We start from the raw sequence: 21,353 nt of genomic DNA on the forward strand, positions 1-21,353 counted from the left end.
CCCCTTCCCTCACCGTCGAGCCCGGAGAACCCCCACATGCATGACGACACCTCGCTCACCGTCGGCCGCGTCAAGCGGGTCCTCGAAGAGCGCATCCGCCCCGCCATCCACTCGGCCGCGGTTCCCCTCACGGTCGAGGCGCACCAGCTCCCCGGAGAGCCCATCGCCCCGACGGAGGGCCTGGCGCTCCCGTTCGCCCCGGCCGCGGTCGGCGAGCTGTGGGGTCCGGCCTGGGGCACCACCTGGTTCAAGCTCACCGGTCGGGTGCCCGCGGACTGGGCCGGCCGCCGGGTGGAGGCGCTCATCGACCTGGGCTTCGACGTGAACATGACGGGCTTCCAGTGCGAGGCCCTCGCCTACCGCCCCGACGGCACGCCGATCAAGAGCATCAACCCGCGCAACCAGTGGGTCGCGATCGCCGAGAGTGCCACGGGTGACGAAGCCGTCGAGCTCTACCTGGAGGGCGCGTCCAACCCCGTCCTCCTCGACTACCACCCCTTCCTGCCGACGCAGGAGGGCGACATCCTCACCTCCTCGAAGGAACCGCTGTACCGGCTGCGGCGCCTCGACCTCGCGGTGTTCGAGCCCGAGGTGTTCGACCTGTCCCTCGACCTCGAGGTGCTGTTCGAGCTGCAGGCGGAGCTCCCCGCCACGTCGCCGCGCCGCATGCGCATCCTGCAGGCCCTGGACGACGCGCTCGACGTGCTCGACCTGCAGCACATCGTGGAGACCGCCGGTGACGCGCGGGCCCGGCTCGCCGACGCCCTCGCCGCTCCGGCCGAAGCGAGTGCGCACCGGATCTCGGCCGTCGGCCACGCGCATATCGACTCGGCCTGGCTGTGGCCGGTGCGCGAGACGATCCGCAAGGTCGCCCGCACGACCTCGTCCATGACCACGCTCATCGAGGAGCAGCCCGACTTCCAGTACGGCATGTCCAGTGCGCAGCAGTACGCCTGGATCAAGGAGCACCGCCCAGAGGTGTGGGAGCGGGTCAAGGCCGCCGTCGCCGCCGGACGTTTCCTGCCCCTCGGCGGCATGTGGGTCGAGTCCGACACCGTCATGCCGACGGGCGAGTCGCTCGTGCGGCAGTTCTCGCACGGGCAGCGGTTCTTCGAGCGCGAGTTCGGCATCCGGTCGAAGGGGGTGTGGCTGCCGGACAGCTTCGGCTATTCGCCGGCCCTCCCGCAGCTCATGCGCCGTGCCGGTTTCGAGTGGTTCTTCACGCAGAAGATCTCCTGGAATCAGCAGAACGTGTTCCCGCACCACTCCTTCCTCTGGGAGGGCATCGACGGCTCGCAGGTGTTCACGCACTTCCCGTCGATGGACACCTACAACTCGCAGCTCAGCGGCATGGAGGTCGCGAAGGCCTCTCGTCAGTTCAAGGAGAACCGCCTCAGCTCGCGGTCGATCGCCCCGGTCGGCTGGGGTGATGGCGGCGGCGGCACGACGCGCGAGATGACGGGCAAGGCCGAGCGGCTGCGCGACCTCGAGGGCAGCGCGCAGGTCGTGTGGGAGCACCCCGACGTGTTCTTCGACGTCGCCAAGGCCGAGCTGCCGAACCCCGCCGTGTGGGTCGGCGAGCTCTACCTTGAACTGCACCGCGGCACGCTTACCAGCCAGCACGCCACGAAGGCCCTGCACCGCTGGGCAGAGCACGCGCTGGTGGAGGCCGAGCTGTGGGCGGCGACCGACGCCGTGCGCACCGGCGCCGCGTACCCGCAGGCCGAGCTCGACCGGCTCTGGCAGGCCGTGCTGCTGCACGAGTTCCACGACATCCTGCCCGGAACATCGATCGCGTGGGTGCACCGCGAGGCCGTCGCCGTGCTGTCGGACGTGCTGTCGGATGCGCGCGACATCGCCGATGCCGCGCGCCGGTCGCTCGCCGGCGAGGGCGACCGCGAGCTGCGGTTCGAGCCGACCTCGGTCGGTCGGGGACGCGCGCTCGGCGCCTCGTGGGTCCCTGAGCCCGTCGAAGGGGCGGTCTCGCTCGTCGAGGACGCTTCGGCAGGCTCAGCGGTCCACCCGGGCTGGCGCCTGGAGAACGAGCTCGTGTCCGTGCTCGTCTCGGGCGAGGGCCTGATCGTCTCCGCCGTCGACAAGGCCACCGGCCGCGACGCCGTCGCCCCGGGCAAGGCCGCGAACCTGTTCCAGCTGCACCAGGACTTCCCGAACATGTGGGACGCGTGGGACATCGACCGGTACTACCGCAACAGCGTCGACGACCTCACCGCGGTCTCGTCGATCGAGGCATCGCTCGTGAACGGTGTCGCGCAGATCGTCGTCGTGCGTCCGTTCTCGGAGTCGACGATCACGCAGACGATCACACTCGCCCCGGGCTCGAGGACCGTGCACCTCCGCAACGAGGTCGACTGGCACGAGACCGAGAAGCTGCTCAAGCTCGCCTTCCCGCTCGACATCCAGGCGTCGCACACCGAAGCCGAGACGCAGTTCGGCTACCAGGCGCGCGTCACCCACACGAACACGAGCTGGGAGGCGGCGAAGTTCGAGACGTCGATGCACCGCTTCGTGCTGGTGCGCGAGCAGGACTTCGGCGCGGCCCTCGTGAACGACTCGATCTACGGGTACGACACGACGCGCGAGGTGGGCGAGGACGGGGTCACCACGACCGTGCGACTCTCCCTGCTGCGGGCGCCGCGGTTCCCCGACCCGGACACGGATCACGGGCTCCACGAGATCGAGGTCGGCTTCGTGATCGGCGCCGACGCCGCGATCGCCACGGTCGAGGGCATCCGCCTCAACAGCGTGCCCACGGTGATCCGCGGCACGCGCGAGGTCGAGCCGCTGGTGGAGGTGTCGGGTGAGGGGATCGTCGTCTCGGCCGTGAAGCTCGCCGACGACGGCTCCGGCGACGTCATCGTGCGGGTGTACGAGGCGCTCGGGCGTCGTGCGGTCGGCGAGCTCTCGGTCGGCTTCGACCACCGCGAGGTGCGCGAGGTGAGCCTGATCGAGGACGAGATCGAGACGCCCCGTCTCGGGGGCGGGCTCCACCTCCGCCCCTTCGAGGTCCGCACCCTCCGCATCGCCCGCTGAGCCCCGGCCTCCTCGCGCCCGGCGCTCCGTGCCGGATCAGAAACGCGCCTCCCCGCCCTTCGGGAGGCGCGTTTCTCATCTCGCCGGGCGGGATCGGTGCGCGTCCTCGACGGTGCGCATCGCCGCGACGCCGTCGACCAGCGCAGGCCGCTGATCGGGGGCGTCGCGGAAGAAGGAGACGACGGAGGCAACGGCTGCCGGGTCAGACCCTAGGTGATGCGCATCGAGGATCACGGGGGCGCGTCCGGCGATCGAGATCGCCAGCTTCGGCCCGTGTGGGCCGACAGGCGTGGTGGTGCCGATCTCCTCCCAGGAGGCATCGACCCGGGCAGATCTGCGGACTCCGTGCAGGCCCCTCTCGTCGAGTACGAGACCCAGCGGCTGGCCCTGCGCGAGGACTTCCCGGCCGAGGCCGACGAGCGAGACGACGGCGAGCACGTACGGGCCCCATTCGAGAAGCCGACCGCCCATCGTCGGAAGGTCCAGGGCCTGAACGAGGAAGGCCGCCGCTGCGGGAAGCAAACCCGTCAGGGGAACGAGCCATGAGGAGATGCGGACGCCCGTGGACGGCGTGAATCGCAGCGGGCCGCTTGCCTCGATTCGGATCAGGCGTTCGCGCAAGGACCGCACCCAGAACCAGAGTGCCACCGCGAGCATCCCGGCGTAGAGAGCGAGTGCGATCAGGATGAGGCGGAAGCCTGGACGGGTATCCATGATCGCCAGCAGCAGGGGCAGCAGAGGAAGGATGCCGACGAGCCCGAGCGCCGCAGACGGGAAGCGGCCGTTCGGGTGGACCGATCGTGAGCCGTCGACGATGCGCGGGGACCGCGCGACAGTGTTCATCGGCATCCGCTGTCAGGCGGGCGGGAGGCGGAGGACCTCGGGCGACTCGCCGCCGGTGAGGTCGTCGGCGATGCGGAGGCTGCGGGCCAGCTCGTCGAGCGCGCCGATGAGGGTCCCGAAGCGTTCGCGGTCGCTGCAGACGGCCGTCAGGGTCACCAGGTGCGTGCCGGTGTCCCAGGTGTAGGTCGCGAAGGGCGGGGCCGAGGGGGAGGGCGGCGTCGGGACCACGAGCTTCTCGCCCACGCCGAGCCGGGTCGGGAAGGAGGTCGTGTCGTCGTACTCCATCGGCATCGACGCGCGGGCGATCCGGATGTCGGGCGTGAGCGCCTGCACCGTCGCCATCGCCACGACGAGGTCCGGCTCCGCCTTCCAGGTCCACGCGAGGACCCGGCCGTCGGCCTTCTTCATGAGCATCGGCGCGGCCTGGCTCATCGCCCAGGCTCCGAACCGCGAGCCGGGGCGCTCCGTCGCGCCGACCGCGGCGTTCACCTGGCCGAGCAGCATCCGGATCGCGGCCTTGCGATGCCGGCGCCCCTTCCACCCGAGCGAGTCCGTCACGGGGATCCACAGCTGGGGGTCGGCGTCGGCGTGCAGTCGCATGGCTTCACGGTATCGGCCGAGGCTGAAGGATGCCGGTATGGCTCGGCGTCGCGGACAGGGCCCTCGGGTAGAGTTGCCACCGCCCGACCAGGGCTTCTCCTTGGCCGCCACCCCGTTAGGCATCTCTGTGACCTCCTCCGACGATCCGATCGATGCGTCGCGCGACGCCACCGCCGCACAGCCCCGTCCGCTGAAGATCCTCCTCGGCTGTGACACGTTCGCTCCCGACATCAACGGTGCCGCCCGCTTCGCCGAGCGTCTCGCCGCCGGGCTCGTGCAGCGCGGGCACGAGGTGCACGTCGTCGCCCCCAACCAGGCGTACCGCCGCACCGCGCCCCGCACCGAGGTGATCGAGGGGGAGCCGATGACGCTCCACCGCCTGCCCTCTGTGCGCTGGGCGCCGCACGACTGGCTGCGCTTCGTGTGGCCGTGGCGCTCCAAGCACTACGCACGGAAGGTGCTCGATGCCGTACAGCCCGACGTCGTGCACATCCAGTCCCACATCGTGATCGGGCGTGGACTCGCCCGCATCGCGAAGCAGCGCGGCATCCCGGTCATCGCGACGAACCACGTCATGGCCGAGAACATCCTCGACCACACGACCATGCCGAAGTTCGTCGACGACATGGTGCTCAAGTTCGCCTGGGCCGACGCGAAGCGCACCTTCGACCTGACGCGGGCGATCACCACGCCCACGCGTCGGGCCGCCGACTTCCTGGAGAAGACGGTCGAGGTGCGCGGCGTCATCCCGGTGAGCTGCGGCATCGACCGCTCCCAGTACACCCCGGTCATCGCCCCGCGCGAGGAGAACCGGCTCGTGTTCGTGGGCCGGCTGACGGCGGAGAAGCAGGTCGAGGTCATCCTCAAGGCGATGACGAAGCTCGACCCGGCGCTGAACACGACGTTCGACATCGTCGGCGGCGGAGACCAGCGCAAGCAGCTCGAGAGCCTGACGGCACAGCTCGGCCTGTCCGATCGAGTGACCTTCCACGGCCGGACCACCGACGAGGAGCTGCGGGCGCTGCTGTCCCGCGCGAGCCTCTTCGTCATCGCGTCGATCGCCGAGCTGCAGTCCATCGCGACGATGGAGGCCATGGCATCGGCGCTGCCGATCGTCGCCGCCGACGCCGTCGCCCTGCCCCACCTCGTGCACGACGGCGAGAACGGCCACCTCTTCACGCCGGGAGACGTCGACGAGCTCGCCGCGAAGCTCACCGCTGTTTTGACCGCCTCCCCCGGCGAGTACGAGCGGATGCAGAAGGCGTCCCTCGACGGCGTGGCCATCCACGACATCAACCGCACGCTCGACACCTTCGAGGCGCTGTACCGCGACGAGCCGCTGCCCGAGTGACGCGGATGCACGTCGTCTTCTTCGCCGATCAGCACCTCGACTCCCTCGGCGGGGCGCAGGTGTCGATGCGGCTGCAGCGGACGTTCCTGGAGCGCGCCGGCCATACCGTGACGGTCGTCGCGCCCCGTATGCACGCACGGCGTGACGACGCTGCATCGTCCCCCGGGAACGTCGACCTCCCGTCGCTGCCGATCACCCTGGACCGGGAGTACGCGATGACCTGGCCGGGTCGGGCGACCGATCGGGCCCTTGACCGGGCGATGGCGCATCGGCCTCCGGTCGACCTCGTGCACGTGCAGGCCGACTTCTGGGGCGCCTTCATCGGTCACCGGTTCGCCGCCCGCCATGGAATCCCGGTCGTGCACACGATGCACAACCGGGTCGACGTGGGGCTCGCCGCGGTCACGCCGCTGCACCGGCCCGTGCTCGCTGTGCTCAACCTCTGGCGCCGCACCGCCCTCCGAGGCATCGGTGTGCCGGTCGGCGGCAGCGACGGGTGGTCGTACCTCCGCGGGCTCGCGGCGGACGCCGCCGCCGTGACGGCGCCTTCCGGGCATTTCGCGCGGCGACTGGAGCAGAACGGCGTCGCCCGCACCGTCGACGTGGTGTGGAACGGCATCGACGACGACGTCCGCGCGCAGACGCTCGCGGCGGCTCCCGTCGAGCGGATGCCGGGGCGTCCTCGGTTCGTCTGGCTCGGGCGGATGAGTCCGGAGAAGCGCCTGCTCCCGTTCCTCCGCGCCTGGGTGGACGCGGACATCGACGCCGACCTCGAGGTGATCGGCGGCGGCGGAGAGCGGGCGGCGGCCGAACGGATCGTCGCGGGGCGTGCGGGCGTGCGGTTCGCCGGGCGCCTCTCCTATGCGCAGACCCTGGAGCGGATCGCCGCCGCCGATGCGCTCGTGCAGACGTCCATCGGATTCGAGACCCAGGGGATGACGCCGTTCGAGGCGGCCACCCTCGGCGCGCCCTCCGTCGTGTGCGACCCCGACATCGCCGCTGAGCTTCAGGGCGGGCTCTGGGCTGTGCCGACGGCGGAGCCGCACGCCCGCGGACGCGCCCTCGAGGCGCAACGGATCGAGGCCCTCGCCGCGACGCTGCGGCAGGCGGCCGCGGACATCGCGCACGGGACCGCGCCGCAGCCGGTACCGGCCGTCGCGGAGGCCTTCCGCCAGTCCTCGCGGACGGCCGCCATGATCGAGGTCTACGAGCGGGTGCTCTCCGGAGCCTGAGCGCTCACAGGAAGCCGTAGAAGTTCGACGAGAGCCAGCTCAGCACGACCGTCAGCAGACCGGCGCCGGAGACACCGATGGCGATCCCCGCGAGCAGCCGCGGTCCCGGCCGCCGTGCCGCGATGAGGCCGAGCACGAGCGCCGCCCCGTAGCCGATGAAGGTGAGGATGCCCGATCCCCCCTCGATCAGTCCGATCATGCTGTAGGTCCGGTCCGACATGTAGACGAACGGCCGCGCGAGGATGAGGAACACGTCGATCGCCAGCGTCACCAGCGCGACGATGAAGGCGGCGCGCCCGAGGGAGTCGCCGGGAGTGCGCGGCACCGGCGGACCGTAGAGCGGGACGCCCTGCGCCGATCCGGGGGCGGATCCCGGCGCGGTCGGGTACGGCTGAGGGGTGGCGGTGGGGAAGGCCTGAGGGACAGCAGCGGTGGGGAACACGTGCCCGCCGCCCGGCGTCGGCGCGTAGGGGGCCCCGGGGGCGGGGGCCTGGGCACCGGGGTACTGCGGCTCGGCCGGAAGCGGAGGAGGGGTCGGGACTGCGGCCGGGTCGCCGGCACCGTCGCGCGAGGGGTGTGCGGGCTGCTGGGGGTCGCTCATGCCCCGAGCGTAGCCCCCCTCGCGGACGGCCGGGACGTCAGCGGTAGACGTGGCCGGGGTCGGCCTGCGACAGGGCGTCCTGTCCGGTGACGCGGCTCCAGTCCGTGGGGGTGCGACGGTAGCCGTCGCGCCGCAGTTCGACGAACGTGGCGATGATCGCCCAGATGCTGAGGGCGAGGAGGAGGATGAGGAGTAGCATGGCAGAAAAGCTACGCTCGGTGTTATGCTGCCACGAGTGGCGGATCGGGCACTGTTCGTAGGAAAACTGCCATTCCGGGAGATGTGATGAAGACCGTCGCGTGCGTGGTGCAGGACGGCTTCGCGCCGTTCGAGTTCGGGGTCGCCTGCGAGGCGTTCGGTCTGGACCGGTCGTCCGACGGGGTGCCGAACTTCGACTTCCGCATCGTCGCCCCACGGCCCGGGGTCGTGCGCTCCAAGATCGGCTTCTCCATCAACGTGGAGCATGATCTGTCCTTCGCCGCGGAGGCCGACCTCGTCGTGTTCTGCCCGGTGCCCCGGGAGACTTGGGGCGACATCGATCCGCTCCTCGTCGAGGTCGCCCGCGAAGCGGTGGCGCGCGGAGCCTGGGTGATGAGCGTGTGCAGCGGCTCGTTCATCCTCGCGGCGGCCGGAGTGCTGGACGGGCGGCGCGCCACGACGCACTGGATGTACGCGCACACGATGGCGGACATGTACCCCGACATCGACATCGATCCTGACGTGCTCTTCGTCCAGGACGGCCGCATCATCACCAGCGCGGGCACTGCCGCGGGCATCGACGCCTGCCTGCACCTGCTGCGACAGGAGCTCGGGGCGGAGATCACCAACCGGATCGCGCGTCGGATGGTCGTGCCGCCGCAGCGCGACGGGGGTCAGGCGCAGTTCATCGATCGGCCCATCCCGGTCGCACCCACGGACTCGTTCGCCGCGGTGGCCGACTGGGCGGTGGAGAACCTCCGTGACGAGTTGACGGTCGACCAGCTCGCGGCGCGGGCGCTCATGTCGCCGCGGACCTTCGCGCGCCGCTTCAAAGCCGAGTACGGGGCGACCCCCGCCGCGTGGCTCGGGCGGCAGCGGATCATCCAGGCCCAGCGTCTCCTCGAGCGCACCGACCTTCCGCTCGAGCACATCGCGACCGACTGCGGCTTCGGTTCCGCGGCCGTCCTGCGGCAGAACTTCGCCCGCGTGCTGGGCGTGACCCCCACCGCCTACCGCGCCCGCTTCTCCTGCGCCACCGCCGTCCCTGCCGCCTGACCGCCTCCCCCTCCCGCTGCGCCCGCGCCGGACCCGTCCCGCGGGCCCGCACCGGCCCCGCCAACGTGCGGGATCGATAGCGCCCGCTAGCGGACCGTGTCCGGGACCTTTTCCGTCCCCACATCCGTCCCCGCGTCCGTCCCCGGTGCCGTTCGGGATCAAGAACGCGCGGGGCGTGGACCGTCCCGGGGCCTTTTCCGTCCCGCTACCAGCCGCGTCCGTCCCGCGTCCGTTCTCCGCTGCCGTTCGGGATCAAGAACGCGCGGGCGTGGACCGTCCCCGGGGCCGTTTCCGTCCCGCTACCAGCCGCGTCCGTTCTCCGCTGCCGTTCGGGATCAAGAACGCGCTGGAGTGAGCCGCGTCCGGAGCGGTTTCCGTTCCGCTTCCGCGTCTGTCGAGCGGGATCAAGACTGCGCGCGCGGGGGTGGCATTCGGAGCTCTTTCCGTCCCGCTCCGTTGCGCCCCACTCCGGCCCGAGCCGCCGGGGGTGGGCATTGTGCGCTCCGCAGTGGATCTCCTCGGACCGGCCGGCAGGCTAGCTGCATCGACGCGGGACCAGAATGGCTCCGCGGAATGGCAGACCGGGTGCGTTTTTGATCCCGCGCGAGAAGTGACGGGCGGGCGGGATCAGAATGGCTCCGCAGAAGGGGCTGGGAGGTGCGTTTTTGATCCCGCGCGGGGATCGCGGGGCGGGACGGGACGGGATCGGGAAGCGAGGAGGGGTCAGTGCCAGTGGGCGGGGGAGGGGAGGGTGACGTCGCGGACGTCGACCCCGGTGGGCGTGACCGTGGCGACCGCGTAGAGGAGGGACTGCGTCGGGTAGCCGTGCGGGCGGTTGTCACGGATGATGGCGCGGTCGTCTTCCGGGGGCAGGGCGGCGGAGGCTCCGAGGAGCGCGGTCCACTCGGTCGCCCAGTCGGCGCTCGCCGCGGCGGGTCCCAGCGCGCGGAACTCCGGGAGCCAGGCGGCGATGCGCGGGGTCTCCTCGTCGTCGAGGTCGTCGTGGGCGATCATGTGCGTCCCGGGCTCGATGGGTGTGTCCCGCAGCCCGGCACCGTCCCAGGAGAGCACCCGGGCGCCGTCCGGCCCGACCTCGAGCAGATTGAAGCCGCGCATCCGCGGCGCGCCCTGCGGGGAGCGGCCGGTGACCGCGGCGAGCGGAAGGGTGCCGCGGGAGACGGCCGCGCCCGCCGAGAGGTCCTGCACGTCGGCGCGGTTGAGGAGCACGGCGAGGCGTCGTTCCACGGGGTTCACGGCGAGCCAGGCCCCACCGGCCCGCCGGTCACGGATGCCGATCACCCCCGGATACTCCTCGGGCCACCACTCGCCCAGGGCATCCCACTCCCGAGCCGGGTCCTCGTCGCGGACGGCCAGCAGCCGCGCGGATCCCGCGGTCTCGACATCGATCACCACCGTGCACACGCTTCCGAGTCTAGGTCGGTCGAGGCGGGCGGGACCCGCGACGAATCCGTGCGCGATGACCCGGGCGTCCGGACCCTGGGGCAGAATCGAGGCGTGAACATCGTCGTCGGAGTCACGGGCGGCATCGCCGCGTACAAGACGGTGCACCTCGTGCGCCTGCTCACGAAGGCCGGTCATGAGGTGACCGTGGTGCCCACCGAGGACGCGCTGCGCTTCGTGGGCCTGCCGACCTGGGAGGCCCTGAGTCGGCACCCGGTGACGACGAGCGTGCATGAGGACGTTGCCCGCGTCCGGCACGTCGCCCTGGGCCAGGGAGCGGACCTCATCGTGATCGCCCCGGCGACGGCGAACTCGCTCGCGAAGATGGCCGCGGGGCTGGCCGACGACCTCCTCGGCACGACGCTGCTCGCGACCGAGGCGCCCGTGCTCGTCGCGCCCGCGATGCACGCGGAGATGTGGCGGAACGCGGCCACGCAGGCGAACATGGCGACGCTCCGGGAACGCGGCGTGCACGTGGTCGGACCGGCCGACGGCGAGCTGGCCGGCGGTGACAGCGGACCCGGTCGCATGGTCGAGCCGGAGGAGATCCTGGCGGCGGCCCAGGCGCTGCTGACACCGGGCGACCTGGCAGGCGTGCGGGTCGTCGTCTCGGCAGGCGGGACGCGGGAGCCCATCGATCCGGTGCGCTTCCTCGGCAACCGGAGCAGCGGGCGCCAGGGGGTCGCGCTCGCGGCGGAGGCGGCGGCGCGCGGCGCGGAGGTGGCGCTCGTCGCGGCGAACGTCTCCGGGGACGTGCTCGCGGAGGCCCGCCACCCGCACGTCCGGATCGTCCGGGTCGGCACGGCCGCGGAGCTGTCCGCGGCGATGAAGGAGGAGTCCGCGGCGGCCGACGTCGTGCTGATGGCGGCGGCCGTGGCCGACTATCGACCGGTCGAGGTCTCCGCGCGCAAGCTCACCAAGGACCGCGGCGGGGTCGGCACCATCGAGCTCGTCGAGAACGAGGACATCGTCGCCGCGCTCGTCGAGAAGCGAGGCGCGGGACAGCTCATCGTCGCGTTCGCGGCGGAGACGCCCGAGGATGAGGCGGAGATGCTCGCCCGCGCCCGCGGCAAGCAGGAGCGCAAGGGGGTCGACCTGCTGGTGGTGAACGAGGTCGGTTGGGAGCAGGGGTTCGAGCGCGGCGAGAACGCCGTGCACATCCTCGGGCCCGGCGGGGTCGTGGCGCGGACCGCGGCGGGGAGCAAGCGCGAGGTGGCGGCGGCCGTCTGGGACGAGGTCGCCCGCGAGAGGTGAGGGGCGGTGGAGTCGCGCACCGCCGAATGCTAAACTTGAGTCAACCAAACTCAACTTTCAGAAGGAGCATCTCCAGGAGGAGCGCATGACCACCCCGCAGACCGGATCCCCGAACCAGGAACAGCAGTCCGCCCTCGAGCAGTTCGGCATCAACCTGACCGACCGCGCCCGCGAGGGCAAGCTCGACCCCGTCATCGGACGGGACAGTGAGATCCGGCGTGTCAGCCAGGTGCTCACTCGTCGCACCAAGAACAACCCGGTGCTGATCGGCGAGCCCGGCGTCGGCAAGACGGCGGTGGTCGAAGGGCTCGCGCAGCGCATCGTCGCGGGCGACGTCGCGGAGTCCCTCAAGGACAAGGAGCTCGTCTCGCTCGACATCTCCGCCCTCGTCGCGGGCGCCATGTACCGCGGCCAGTTCGAGGAGCGCCTGAAGCAGGTCCTCAAGGAGATCACCGAGTCGGACGGCCAGGTCATCACGTTCATCGACGAGCTGCACGTGCTCATGGGTGCGGGCGGCGGCGAGGGCTCGGTCGCGGCGTCGAACATGCTCAAGCCGATGCTGGCCCGCGGCGAGCTGCGGCTCATCGGCGCCACCACGCTCAACGAGTACCGCGAGTTCATCGAGAAGGACGCCGCCCTCGAGCGCCGCTTCCAGCAGGTGTACGTCGGCGAACCGACCGTCGAGGACACGATCGCGATCCTCCGCGGGCTCAAGGGCCGCTACGAGGCGCACCACGGGGTGACCATCTCCGACAGCGCCCTCGTGGCCGCGGCGTCGCTGTCCAACCGCTACCTGCCCGCGCGGCAGCTTCCGGACAAGGCCATCGACCTGATCGACGAGTCGATGTCGCGCCTGAAGATGGAGATCGACTCCTCTCCGGTCGAGATCGACCAGCTCAAGCGCCAGGTCGACCGGCTGAAGCTGGAGGAGCTCGCGCTCAAGCGGGAGAAGGACGCCGCGTCCAAGGAGCGTCTCGGCACCCTCCGGGAGAACCTCGTCGAGCTCGAGAAGGAGCTCGCCGGACTCGAAGCCCGGTGGGCGCGGGAACGGCAGGGTCTCAACCGCGTCGGTGAGCTGAAGAAGCAGCTCGACGACGCGATCACCCAGCGCGACCTCGCCATGCGCAACGCCGACTACACGAAGGCGTCGAAGCTCGAGTACGAGACGATCAAGCGCCTGGAGCGCGACATCGCGGAGGCGGAGCAGGCCGAGGCCACCGCCTCGAGCGAGCCGCGCATGGTGAACGAGCAGGTCACCGAGGAGGACATCGCGGCCGTGATCGCGGCCTGGACGGGCATCCCGGTCGGGCGGCTGCTGCAGGGGGAGAGCGAGAAGCTGCTGCACCTGGAGAACGAGCTCGGCAAGCGCCTCATCGGCCAGAAGGATGCCGTCAAGGCGGTGTCCGACGCCGTGCGCCGCTCGCGCGCGGGCATCAGCGATCCCGGTCGTCCCACGGGCTCGTTCCTCTTCCTCGGACCGACCGGTGTCGGCAAGACCGAGCTGGCCAAGGCGCTCGCGCAGTTCCTCTTCGACGACGAGCACGCCATGGTGCGCATCGACATGTCGGAATACGGCGAGAAGCACTCGGTCTCCCGGCTCGTCGGCGCCCCTCCCGGGTATGTCGGCTACGAGCAGGGCGGTCAGCTCACCGAGGCCGTGCGGCGTCGTCCCTACAGCGTGATCCTGCTCGACGAGGTCGAGAAGGCGCACCCCGAGGTGTTCGACGTGCTGCTGCAGGTGCTCGACGACGGGCGGCTGACCGACGGGCAGGGGCGCACGGTCGACTTCTCGAACGTGATCCTCATCCTGACCTCCAACCTGGGCTCGCCGATCCTCATCGACCCCGTGCTCTCCGTGGAGGAGAAGCGGGAGCAGGTGATGGCGCTCGTGCGCCAGGCGTTCCGGCCCGAGTTCCTGAACCGTCTCGATGACATCGTGATGTTCCAGGCGCTCACCGAGGACGACCTCGCGCAGATCGTGGAGCTGTCGGTCGACCAGCTTCACGACCGGCTGCGCGACCGTCGCCTCACGCTGGCGGTCACTCCTGGGGCGCGGTCGTGGCTGGCCGAGCGCGGTTACGACCCGGTGTTCGGCGCCCGCCCGCTGCGTCGCCTCATCCAGACCGAGGTGCAGAACAAGCTCGCGACCGCCCTCCTCTCGGGTGGCGTGCACGACGGCGACACCGTCCGCGTGGACGTGGCGGCCGACGGTACGGGCCTCGTGCTCACGGCGACGACCCCCGAGCCGGAGGTCGAGGACGACGACGTGATCGAGGCGGAGCTGCTCGACGACTGATCCCGACCGGCACATAGCGAGAAGGCCCGGTATGCGCGACGAATACCGGGCCTTTCGTGTGTCGATGCTCAGGCGCTGAGGACGACCGTCTCCGCGATCGGACGACGCACGCGCGGGGCGACCTCGCGCTCCTGCAGCACCTCCGGCAGGGCCTCGATGTCGCCGAACTCGCCGACGGCGATGACGGTGGCGGGGGTGAAGCGCGCCTCCAGGTCGGCGAACTCGCGGACGACCTCGGGGTCGAAGCCGCTCATCTGGTGCACGACGAGGCCGTCGTGGTGGGCCTGCACGGAGAAGTGCGCCACGGCCTGGCCGAGGTCGTAGAACGCGTGGCTGATCGCCGTGCCGTCGGCGGTCGCGGTCTCGGCGATCGCGACGACGAGCACGGCCGCGTTGCCGGCCCAGGCCTGGTTGAAGCCCATGAGCGCGTCGACGATCTGGGCGTGCAGGGCGGTGCCGCGGCGGGCGACGATGAAGCGCCACGGCTGGATGTTGTTGGCGGAGGGGCTCCAGCGGGCGGCCTCGAGCGCGGTGGCGAGCTTGGCCTCGTCGATCGGATGCTGCGCGTCGTACGCGCGGGGGCTCCAGCGGCCGGCGAGGACGTCGAGGACGGGGTGCTCGGTCGGGGCGGTGCGGTCGATGACGGGAGTGCTCACGGAAGTGCCTTTCGGACGGAGGGGATCGGACACCGTCGTCCGCGTACACGGGGGATGAACCGATGCATGTGCATGCATATTCCCGGAGGTCGGTTCGCGTCAGTCCAGGAGGTTGCGGGAGGCGGCGTCGGCGAGCGCGGCGCGGACGGCGCGGATCGAGGGGGCGTCCGCGGACACCCGCCGCGCGGAGGAGAAGATCTCCCGGCGCGGTTCCTGCGGGAGCGGGGCGAGGTCGACCGTCGGGGTGTCACCCGCCCACACGAGCTCGGGGAGGAGCCCGACCGCGAGCCCGGCGTGGATGAGCCGGACGTGCGCGGTGAGGTCGGCGAGCTCGAAACGCACGTCCGGCTCGAACCCGGCGGTGCGACAGAGCTGCTCGGCCCACGCGCGGGACGCCGTGCCGGCAGGCTCGAGCACCCACGGCTCCGCGCGGGTGGCCCACAGGGCGGCGACGGGGTCGGCGGCTCCCGCAGCTCCGGGGCGCCGGGCGAGGGCGATGGCGTCGTGGGCGAGCACGACACGGTCGAGGTCGGCGTGGATGGGGCGTGTGCGCCCCGGATACTGCTCCGCGAGGATGAGGTCGTAGTCGCGGCTGGAGACGCCCACGAGGCCGGATTCCGGGTCGCGCTCGGTCACCTCGACGCGCAGGGCGGGGTGGCGCTCGCCGAGGGCCGCGAGGGCGCGGGGCAGCAGGGAGTGCGCGGTGGACTGGAACACCGCGAGGCGCACGGTGCCGGTCACCTCGGTGAGCGACTCGGCGACGGCGACCTGGGCGTGCTCGATCTGATCGAGGATGCCGATGGCCTCGGCGACCAGCACGTTCCCCTGAGGGGTGAACTGCACCCCGCGACCGACCCGACGCAGCAGCGGCACCCCGACATCGCGCTCCAGTGCGGCGAGCTGTTGGGACACGGACGCCTTGCTGTAGGACAGCGCGTCGGCCACCGCGGAGAGCGTGCCGCGGCGCGACAGTTCCACGAGCAGACGCAGGCGGTGGACGTCGAGCACGACGGCTCCCAATCGTTCGGGATGAGTGAACAGAATCCACTCGAATCGGTTGATAGACGGAGCCTACCGAGCGGCTGGACAATGATCCAGCCGCACACGACACCCGGGTGTGCGAGGCCGAGGAAGGTACCCCCGCCCCATGACCGTCATCGACGACACCACCCCCCGCACCGAAGAGGTCGCCGCGCTCGTGCAGCGCTGGCTCGCCGAGAGCGAGACCCACCCGGTCGAGCCGGCCGCCCAGCGCCTCTCCGAGGTGCTCAAGGACCCGAACGGACTGGACTTCACCGTCGGCTTCGTCGACGGCGTCATGCGTCCGGAGGACCTGCGGGTCGCCGGCCGCAAGCTCGCCGAGCTGTCGGACATCACGCCCACGCTGCTGCCCGGCTACCTCCGGGCCGCCATCAAGGCCGGCGGGTTCTGGGCGCCGAAGCTCCCGAACGTCGTCGTCCCGATCTCGCGGCGCGTGCTGCGGGCCATGGTCGGCCACCTCGTGCTCGACGCCACGCCGTCCAAGCTCGGCCCGGCCATCGCCAAGCTCCGCAAGACCGGCAACCGGCTCAACCTCAACCTCCTCGGCGAGGCCGTGCTCGGCGAGCGCGAGGCGGGCCGCCGACTGCAGGGCACGTACGACTTCCTCGCCCGCCCGGACGTCGACTACGTCTCGATCAAGGTCTCGAGCGTCGTCAGTCAGCTCTCCATGTGGTCGTTCGACGAGGCCGTCGCCGATGTCGTGGAGAAGCTCACCCCGCTGTACCGGCTCGCGGCGAAGGCCGAGGCGAAGGGGGCCCGCACCGGGACGCAGAAGTTCATCAACCTCGACATGGAGGAGTACCGCGACCTCGACCTGACGATCGCGGCCTTCACGAGCATCCTCGACCAGCCGGGCCTGGAGGACCTCGAGGCGGGCATCGTGCTGCAGGCGTATCTCCCCGACGCGCTCGGCGCCATGCAGCGGCTCCAGGAGTGGGCGGCCGCGCGCCGCGCCAAGGGCGGAGCGCCGATCAAGGTGCGCGTCGTCAAGGGCGCGAACCTCGCGATGGAGGAGGTCGACGCGAAGGTGCACGGCTGGCCGCTCGCGACCTACGGCACCAAGCAGGACTCGGACACGAACTATAAGCGCGTGCTCGACTGGGCGATGACCCCCGAGCGGCTCGACGCCGTGCGTATCGGCGTCGCCGGTCACAACCTCTTCGACATCGCGTACACGTGGTTGCTGGCGAAGGCCCGTGGTGTGACCGGCCCTTCGACAGGCTCAGGGACCCAGGGGAGCGCGGCCTCAGGGACCCAGGGGCAGAAGGGCGCCCTCGTGGAGTACGAGATGCTGCTCGGCATGGCGACCGGGCAGGCCGAGGCCGTCCGCAAGGACGTCGGCCGTCTCCTGCTCTACACGCCGGTCGTGAACCCGGCGGAGTTCGACGTCGCCATCGCCTACCTCGTGCGGCGCCTCGAGGAGAACGCGAGCCCCGAGAACTTCATGTCGGCCGTGTTCGAGCTGGCCTCGAACCCGACCCTGCTCACCCGCGAGCGGGAGCGCTTCGAGCGCTCGCTCGCCGCGCTCGTCGCCGACCCGTCGGTGCCGGGCCCGAACCGCACGCAGGACCGCACGGCTCCGCGCCCCGCCGCCACGACGGACGGCTTCGCGAACGAGCCCGACACCGATCCCGCGCTCGCCGCGAACCGCGCGTGGGGCCGGGAGATCCTGCAGCGCTCGGTCTCCTCGACGCTCGGCCGGGACGCGATCGCCGCGGCCCGCATCGAGACCGACGCCGAGCTGGACGCCGTGTTCGCGGCCGCCACGTCCGCCGCCGAGAAATGGGCAGCGCTTCCCGCCGCCGAGCGCGCCGCCGTCCTGCACCGCGCGGGCGACGAGCTCGCCGCCCGCCGCGGCGAGCTGCTGGAGATCATGGCGCACGAAGCAGGCAAGACCATCGCCGAGGCCGACCCCGAGGTCAGCGAGGCGATCGACTTCGCGCACTACTACGCCGAGCGCGCGAAGGATCTCGAGGCCATCCCCGGCGCCGAGTTCGTGCCGTCGAAGGTGACCGTGGTCACGCCGCCGTGGAACTTCCCCGTGGCGATCCCCGCCGGCGGTGTGCTGGCCGGCCTCGCCTCCGGATCCGGCGTGATCATCAAGCCCGCGAAGCTCACCCAGCGGTGCGGCGCCGTGATGGTCGAGGCGCTGTGGGCCGCGGGCGTCCCGCGCGATCTGCTCGCCCTCGTCGACCTCGCCTCCCGCGACCTCGGCACCCGCCTGGTGGCGAGCCCCCAGGTCGACCGGGTCATCCTCACCGGGGCCTACGAGACCGCACAGCTGTTCCGCTCCTTCCGGGCCGACCTGCCGCTGCTCGCCGAGACCAGCGGCAAGAACGCGATCATCGTGACGCCGTCGGCCGACCTCGACCTCGCCGCCGCCGACGTCGCCCGCAGCGCGTTCGGCCACGCGGGGCAGAAGTGCTCGGCCGCGTCGCTGGCGATCCTCGTCGGGTCGGTGGCGGACTCGAAGCGCTTCGAGCGGCAGCTCGTGGACGCGGTCACCTCGATGCGCGTCGGGCTTCCCGACGACCCCGCCACGCAGATGGGGCCGATCATCGAGCCCGCGAACGGCAAGCTCCTCACCGCGCTCACCACTCTCGACAAGGGCGAGCGCTGGCTGGTCGAGCCCCGGAAGCTCGATGACGAGGGGAAGCAGTGGACACCGGGGGTGAAGACCGGCGTGCGCGAGGGCTCGTACTTCCACCTCACCGAGTTCTTCGGACCCGTGCTCGGCATCATGCACGCGAAGGACCTCGATGAGGCCATCCGGCTGCAGAACGCGGTCGACTACGGCCTCACCGCGGGGCTGCACTCGCTGGACTCCGCCGAGGTCGCGACCTGGCTGGACCGCGTCGAGGCCGGCAACCTGTATGTGAACCGAGGGATCACCGGCGCCATCGTGCAGCGTCAGCCGTTCGGCGGCTGGAAGCGCTCGGCGGTGGGCGCCGGGGCCAAGGCCGGCGGTCCGAACTACCTCTTCGGTCTGGGCGAGTGGCGTGCGGGCGAGCTGCCCGCCGCGGCTCCGGGGGCGGCGGTGACCCCCGCGGTGACGGGGCTGCTGGAGGCCGCCGCACCCGAGCTCGACCCCGCGGGCATCGAGTGGCTGCATCGTGCCGCGGCCGCCGACGAGCGCGCGTGGATCGACGAGTTCGGCGCCGTGAGCGACAAGTCCGGACTCGGCGTCGAGCGCAACGTGTTCCGGTACCGTCCGGTGGCCGTCGACGTGCGCGTCGCCGAGGACGCGCCGCTCGCCGAGGGGGTCCGGGTGCTCGCCGCTGCCCTGCGCAGCGGCAGCCCGTTCACCGTGTCGGCCGCGTCGCTGCCGTCCCGGGTGGAGAAGGCGCTCAAGGCGCAGGGCGTGACCGTGAAGACCGAGTCGGACGCCGCGTGGACCAAGCGCTACGCGAAGGGGGCCCGGTCGTGGCAGCGGGTGCGGCTCGTGGGCGGCGACGCCGGCGCGCTGCACACGGCCCTCGACGGCAGCCCCGACGTCGCGGTCTGGTCGCACGCCGTGACCGGAGCGGGCCGGGTGGAGATGCTCCCGTTCCTGCGCGAACAGGCCGTGTCGATCACCAACCACCGCTTCGGCAACCCGACCACGCTCTCCGAGGGCATCCTCTGATCCCGAGACCCCGGCTACACGTCGAGACCCCCTGCTGCACGCGCGTGCAGCAGGGGGTCTCGGCGCGAAAGCGGGGTCTCGGGAGTCAGCCGCGCAGAGCCTCGGCGAGCTTCACCCGCGAGCCCATCCGGAGCAGGGAGTTCTCGTAGATCTTCGCGCCGACGACGATCGCCGCGACGCAGCTCGCCAGGAGGATCGCGAGGCTCAGCAGCGGCTCCCACCACTGCGCCTCACCGACGAAGAGACGCATCGGCATTCCGACCGGAGCCGAGAACGGCACGTACGACATGATCGTCAGCACCAACGGGTTGTCGTTGAACACGATCACCAGCACGTACGGCGCCATGATGAGCATCGTGATGGGGGTCGTCGTCGAGCCGATGTCCTCCTGGCGGGAGACCATGGAGGCGGCCGCCGCGAACATCGCCGCGAGCAGGATGAACCCGAACAGGAAGAACACCGCGAACCAGATGATGGGGGCGCCGAGGGTGGTCAGAACCTCGCGTTGACCCGTCACGATGAGGCCGATGGTGGCGACGGCCGCGAGGGCGAGGATCTGCCCCATCGCGAGCACCGTGTTGCCGATGACCTTGCCGGCGAGCAGGGTGCGCGCGGGGATCGCCGACAGCAGCACCTCGACCACCCTGGTCTGCTTCTCCTCGACCACGCTCTGCGCGATGGTGCCGCCGAACGTGGCCGCCGCCATCATGAAGACGAGCCCGAACGCGATCGCGATGAAGTAGCGCAGCAGCGGGTTGGTGGTCACCGGCTCGAGGATGACGACCTCGGGCGAGAGCGACAGCCCGGACACGAGCGACCCGGGGGCATCCTCCAGGGCGACGATCGTGTAGCCCGCGGCGTTGTCGCCCGCGAGCACCGCCGCATCGACGTCGCCCTCGCGGACCAGCTCCTCGGCCTCGGCGCGGGAGGCGACCTCGGTCACCTCGACGTCGGGCAGGGCGGACACGGCGCCCGCGGTCTCCGAGGTCACGGCCACCGGCATGGCGTCGTCGTTCTGGCTCGCGAAGCCGCCGAACAGCACGCCGGCGAGGGCGATGAGCAGCAGGATGCCGGTCGAGATCAGGAACGCCTTGCTGCGGAGCTTGGAGCCGATCTCCCGCTCGGCGACCAGCCAGATCCCGTTCCGTGCGGGGGTCGAGGCGTTCACTGGATGACCTCCTTGAAGATCTGGGCGAGGGAGGGGTGCTTGGGTGCGAAGCTCGCGACGTCGCCGCGCGCGACCGCAGACTGCAGCACGCGCTGGGCCGTGTCGGGGCCGTCCGCGTCGAAGAGCGCGTAGCCGCCCTCGAAGTCGACGACCGTGACCCCGGGCTCGGTGCGCAGCCACCCGGCGTCCCCCGCGGAGACCAGCTCGTACCGATCGCGGGCGTGCTCGGCGCGGAGGCCGTCCCGGGATCCGGCCGCCCGGATGGTGCCTCCGGCGAGGATGACGAGATCGTCGCAGAGACGCTCGACCACGTCGAGCTGGTGCGAGGAGAAGAGGATCGAGGCGCCGCGGGCCGCGCTGGCCTGCAGGACCCCGGCGACGACGTCAACCGCGAGGGGGTCCAGGCCGGAGAAGGGCTCGTCGAGGATCAGCACCTCGGGGTCGTGCACGAGCGACGCGGCGATCTGCGCGCGCTGCTGGTTGCCCAGTGACAGCGACTCGATCGTGTCGTCGAGGCGCTCGCCGAGCCCGAGCTCCGTGAGCAGCGCGGTCGCCCGCTCCGTCGCCTCCGGCTTGCTGAATCCGTGCAGGCGCGCGAGGTAGACGATCTGCTCCAGGACCTTCATCTTCGGATACAGGCCGCGCTCCTCGGGCATGTAGCCGAAGCGGCGGCGGTCGCTGGTGGTGAGGGGCGCCCCGTCGAGGTCGACCCGTCCGCCGTCCGACGACAGCAGGCCGAGGATGATGCGCATGGTCGTGGTCTTGCCGGCGCCGTTGCCGCCGACGAAGCCGGTGAGGCGGCCCGGCGCGACCGTGAACGACACGTCGTCCAGCACCCGGCGGCTGCCGTAGCTCTTGGTGATGCCGGAGAGTTCCAGCAGTCCGGTTGTCATGTCGTGGTGCTCCGTCCGAAGGTGATC

16 protein-coding genes are annotated in these 21,353 nt (G+C 71.3%); 7 read left to right on the plus strand and 9 right to left on the minus strand.

Annotation, left to right across the window (positions count from 1 at the left end; genetic code table 11):
* Positions 1 to 36 precede the first annotated feature (36 nt).
* Positions 37 to 3,051, plus strand: a complete 3,015-nt coding sequence (locus AB0N68_RS07260) for an alpha-mannosidase (protein WP_280564521.1) — start codon at positions 37 to 39, stop codon at positions 3,049 to 3,051.
* Positions 3,052 to 3,126: 75 nt separating this feature from the next.
* Here AB0N68_RS07260 and AB0N68_RS07265 read toward each other — a convergent pair whose 3' ends face one another.
* Positions 3,127 to 3,894 carry a hypothetical protein gene (locus AB0N68_RS07265; RefSeq protein WP_280564523.1) on the minus strand — a complete coding sequence of 256 codons (768 nt, stop codon included), beginning with the start codon at positions 3,892 to 3,894 and terminating at the stop codon, positions 3,127 to 3,129.
* Between the two features lie 12 nt (positions 3,895 to 3,906).
* A complete protein-coding gene (locus AB0N68_RS07270; protein WP_187662619.1) occupies positions 3,907 to 4,494 on the minus strand; it encodes a hypothetical protein in 588 nt (195 codons plus the stop codon).
* Positions 4,495 to 4,615: 121 nt separating this feature from the next.
* Here AB0N68_RS07270 and AB0N68_RS07275 point away from each other — a divergent pair, with 121 nt between their 5' ends.
* Both AB0N68_RS07275 and AB0N68_RS07280 read left to right on the plus strand, forming a co-directional pair.
* The gene (locus tag AB0N68_RS07275; protein ID WP_232089256.1) at positions 4,616 to 5,845 is read left to right on the plus strand and encodes a glycosyltransferase; all 1,230 of its coding nucleotides are present in this window, start codon (positions 4,616 to 4,618) and stop codon (positions 5,843 to 5,845) included.
* Positions 5,846 to 5,850: 5 nt separating this feature from the next.
* Complete coding sequence (locus tag AB0N68_RS07280) at positions 5,851 to 7,077, plus strand: glycosyltransferase (protein WP_292794974.1); 1,227 nt, start codon at positions 5,851 to 5,853, stop codon at positions 7,075 to 7,077.
* Between the two features lie 4 nt (positions 7,078 to 7,081).
* Here AB0N68_RS07280 and AB0N68_RS07285 read toward each other — a convergent pair whose 3' ends face one another.
* Complete coding sequence (locus tag AB0N68_RS07285; RefSeq protein ID WP_259953813.1) at positions 7,082 to 7,678, minus strand: hypothetical protein; 597 nt, start codon at positions 7,676 to 7,678, stop codon at positions 7,082 to 7,084.
* 37 nt (positions 7,679 to 7,715) lie between these two features.
* Entirely contained in the window at positions 7,716 to 7,877 is a 162-nt protein-coding gene (locus tag AB0N68_RS07290) for a hypothetical protein (RefSeq protein WP_259953815.1), read from the minus strand.
* A gap of 86 nt (positions 7,878 to 7,963) precedes the next feature.
* Here AB0N68_RS07290 and AB0N68_RS07295 point away from each other — a divergent pair, with 86 nt between their 5' ends.
* Entirely contained in the window at positions 7,964 to 8,932 is a 969-nt protein-coding gene (locus tag AB0N68_RS07295; RefSeq protein ID WP_280564527.1) for a GlxA family transcriptional regulator, read from the plus strand.
* A 723-nt stretch (positions 8,933 to 9,655) separates the two neighbouring features.
* On the opposite strand, the gene AB0N68_RS07300 is transcribed toward AB0N68_RS07295, so the two are convergent.
* Positions 9,656 to 10,354 (minus strand): NRDE family protein, encoded by a 699-nt coding sequence (locus AB0N68_RS07300; protein ID WP_280564529.1) that lies wholly within the window; start codon positions 10,352 to 10,354, stop codon positions 9,656 to 9,658.
* A 93-nt stretch (positions 10,355 to 10,447) separates the two neighbouring features.
* On the opposite strand from AB0N68_RS07300, the gene coaBC reads away from it, so the two are divergent.
* The gene (gene coaBC / locus AB0N68_RS07305; RefSeq protein ID WP_280564531.1) at positions 10,448 to 11,647 is read left to right on the plus strand and encodes a bifunctional phosphopantothenoylcysteine decarboxylase/phosphopantothenate--cysteine ligase CoaBC; all 1,200 of its coding nucleotides are present in this window, start codon (positions 10,448 to 10,450) and stop codon (positions 11,645 to 11,647) included.
* Positions 11,648 to 11,732: 85 nt separating this feature from the next.
* Positions 11,733 to 13,943, plus strand: a complete 2,211-nt coding sequence (locus AB0N68_RS07310; protein WP_187662612.1) for an ATP-dependent Clp protease ATP-binding subunit — start codon at positions 11,733 to 11,735, stop codon at positions 13,941 to 13,943.
* Positions 13,944 to 14,011: 68 nt separating this feature from the next.
* Here AB0N68_RS07310 and AB0N68_RS07315 read toward each other — a convergent pair whose 3' ends face one another.
* Positions 14,012 to 14,599 (minus strand): nitroreductase family protein, encoded by a 588-nt coding sequence (locus tag AB0N68_RS07315; RefSeq protein ID WP_280564533.1) that lies wholly within the window; start codon positions 14,597 to 14,599, stop codon positions 14,012 to 14,014.
* 99 nt (positions 14,600 to 14,698) lie between these two features.
* Positions 14,699 to 15,607, minus strand: coding sequence for a LysR family transcriptional regulator (locus AB0N68_RS07320; protein WP_280564535.1), 909 nt, complete (start codon positions 15,605 to 15,607; stop codon positions 14,699 to 14,701).
* Between the two features lie 139 nt (positions 15,608 to 15,746).
* On the opposite strand from AB0N68_RS07320, the gene AB0N68_RS07325 reads away from it, so the two are divergent.
* A complete protein-coding gene (locus AB0N68_RS07325; RefSeq protein WP_292794967.1) occupies positions 15,747 to 19,265 on the plus strand; it encodes a bifunctional proline dehydrogenase/L-glutamate gamma-semialdehyde dehydrogenase in 3,519 nt (1,172 codons plus the stop codon).
* 85 nt (positions 19,266 to 19,350) lie between these two features.
* Here the strand turns inward: AB0N68_RS07325 and AB0N68_RS07330 are convergent, their stop codons facing one another.
* Together AB0N68_RS07330 and AB0N68_RS07335 are read right to left on the minus strand one after the other, a co-directional pair.
* On the minus strand, positions 19,351 to 20,433 hold the full coding sequence (locus tag AB0N68_RS07330) for an ABC transporter permease (protein WP_292794968.1): 1,083 nt from the start codon (positions 20,431 to 20,433) through the stop codon (positions 19,351 to 19,353).
* Positions 20,430 to 21,314 carry an ABC transporter ATP-binding protein gene (locus AB0N68_RS07335; protein ID WP_187664243.1) on the minus strand — a complete coding sequence of 295 codons (885 nt, stop codon included), beginning with the start codon at positions 21,312 to 21,314 and terminating at the stop codon, positions 20,430 to 20,432. Before AB0N68_RS07335 ends, AB0N68_RS07330 begins: the two co-directional genes overlap by 4 nt.
* Positions 21,315 to 21,353: the final 39 nt, after the last annotated feature.

The sequence above is a fragment of the Microbacterium meiriae genome, assembly GCF_040685015.1.
GTDB lineage: Bacteria > Actinomycetota > Actinomycetes > Actinomycetales > Microbacteriaceae > Microbacterium > Microbacterium meiriae.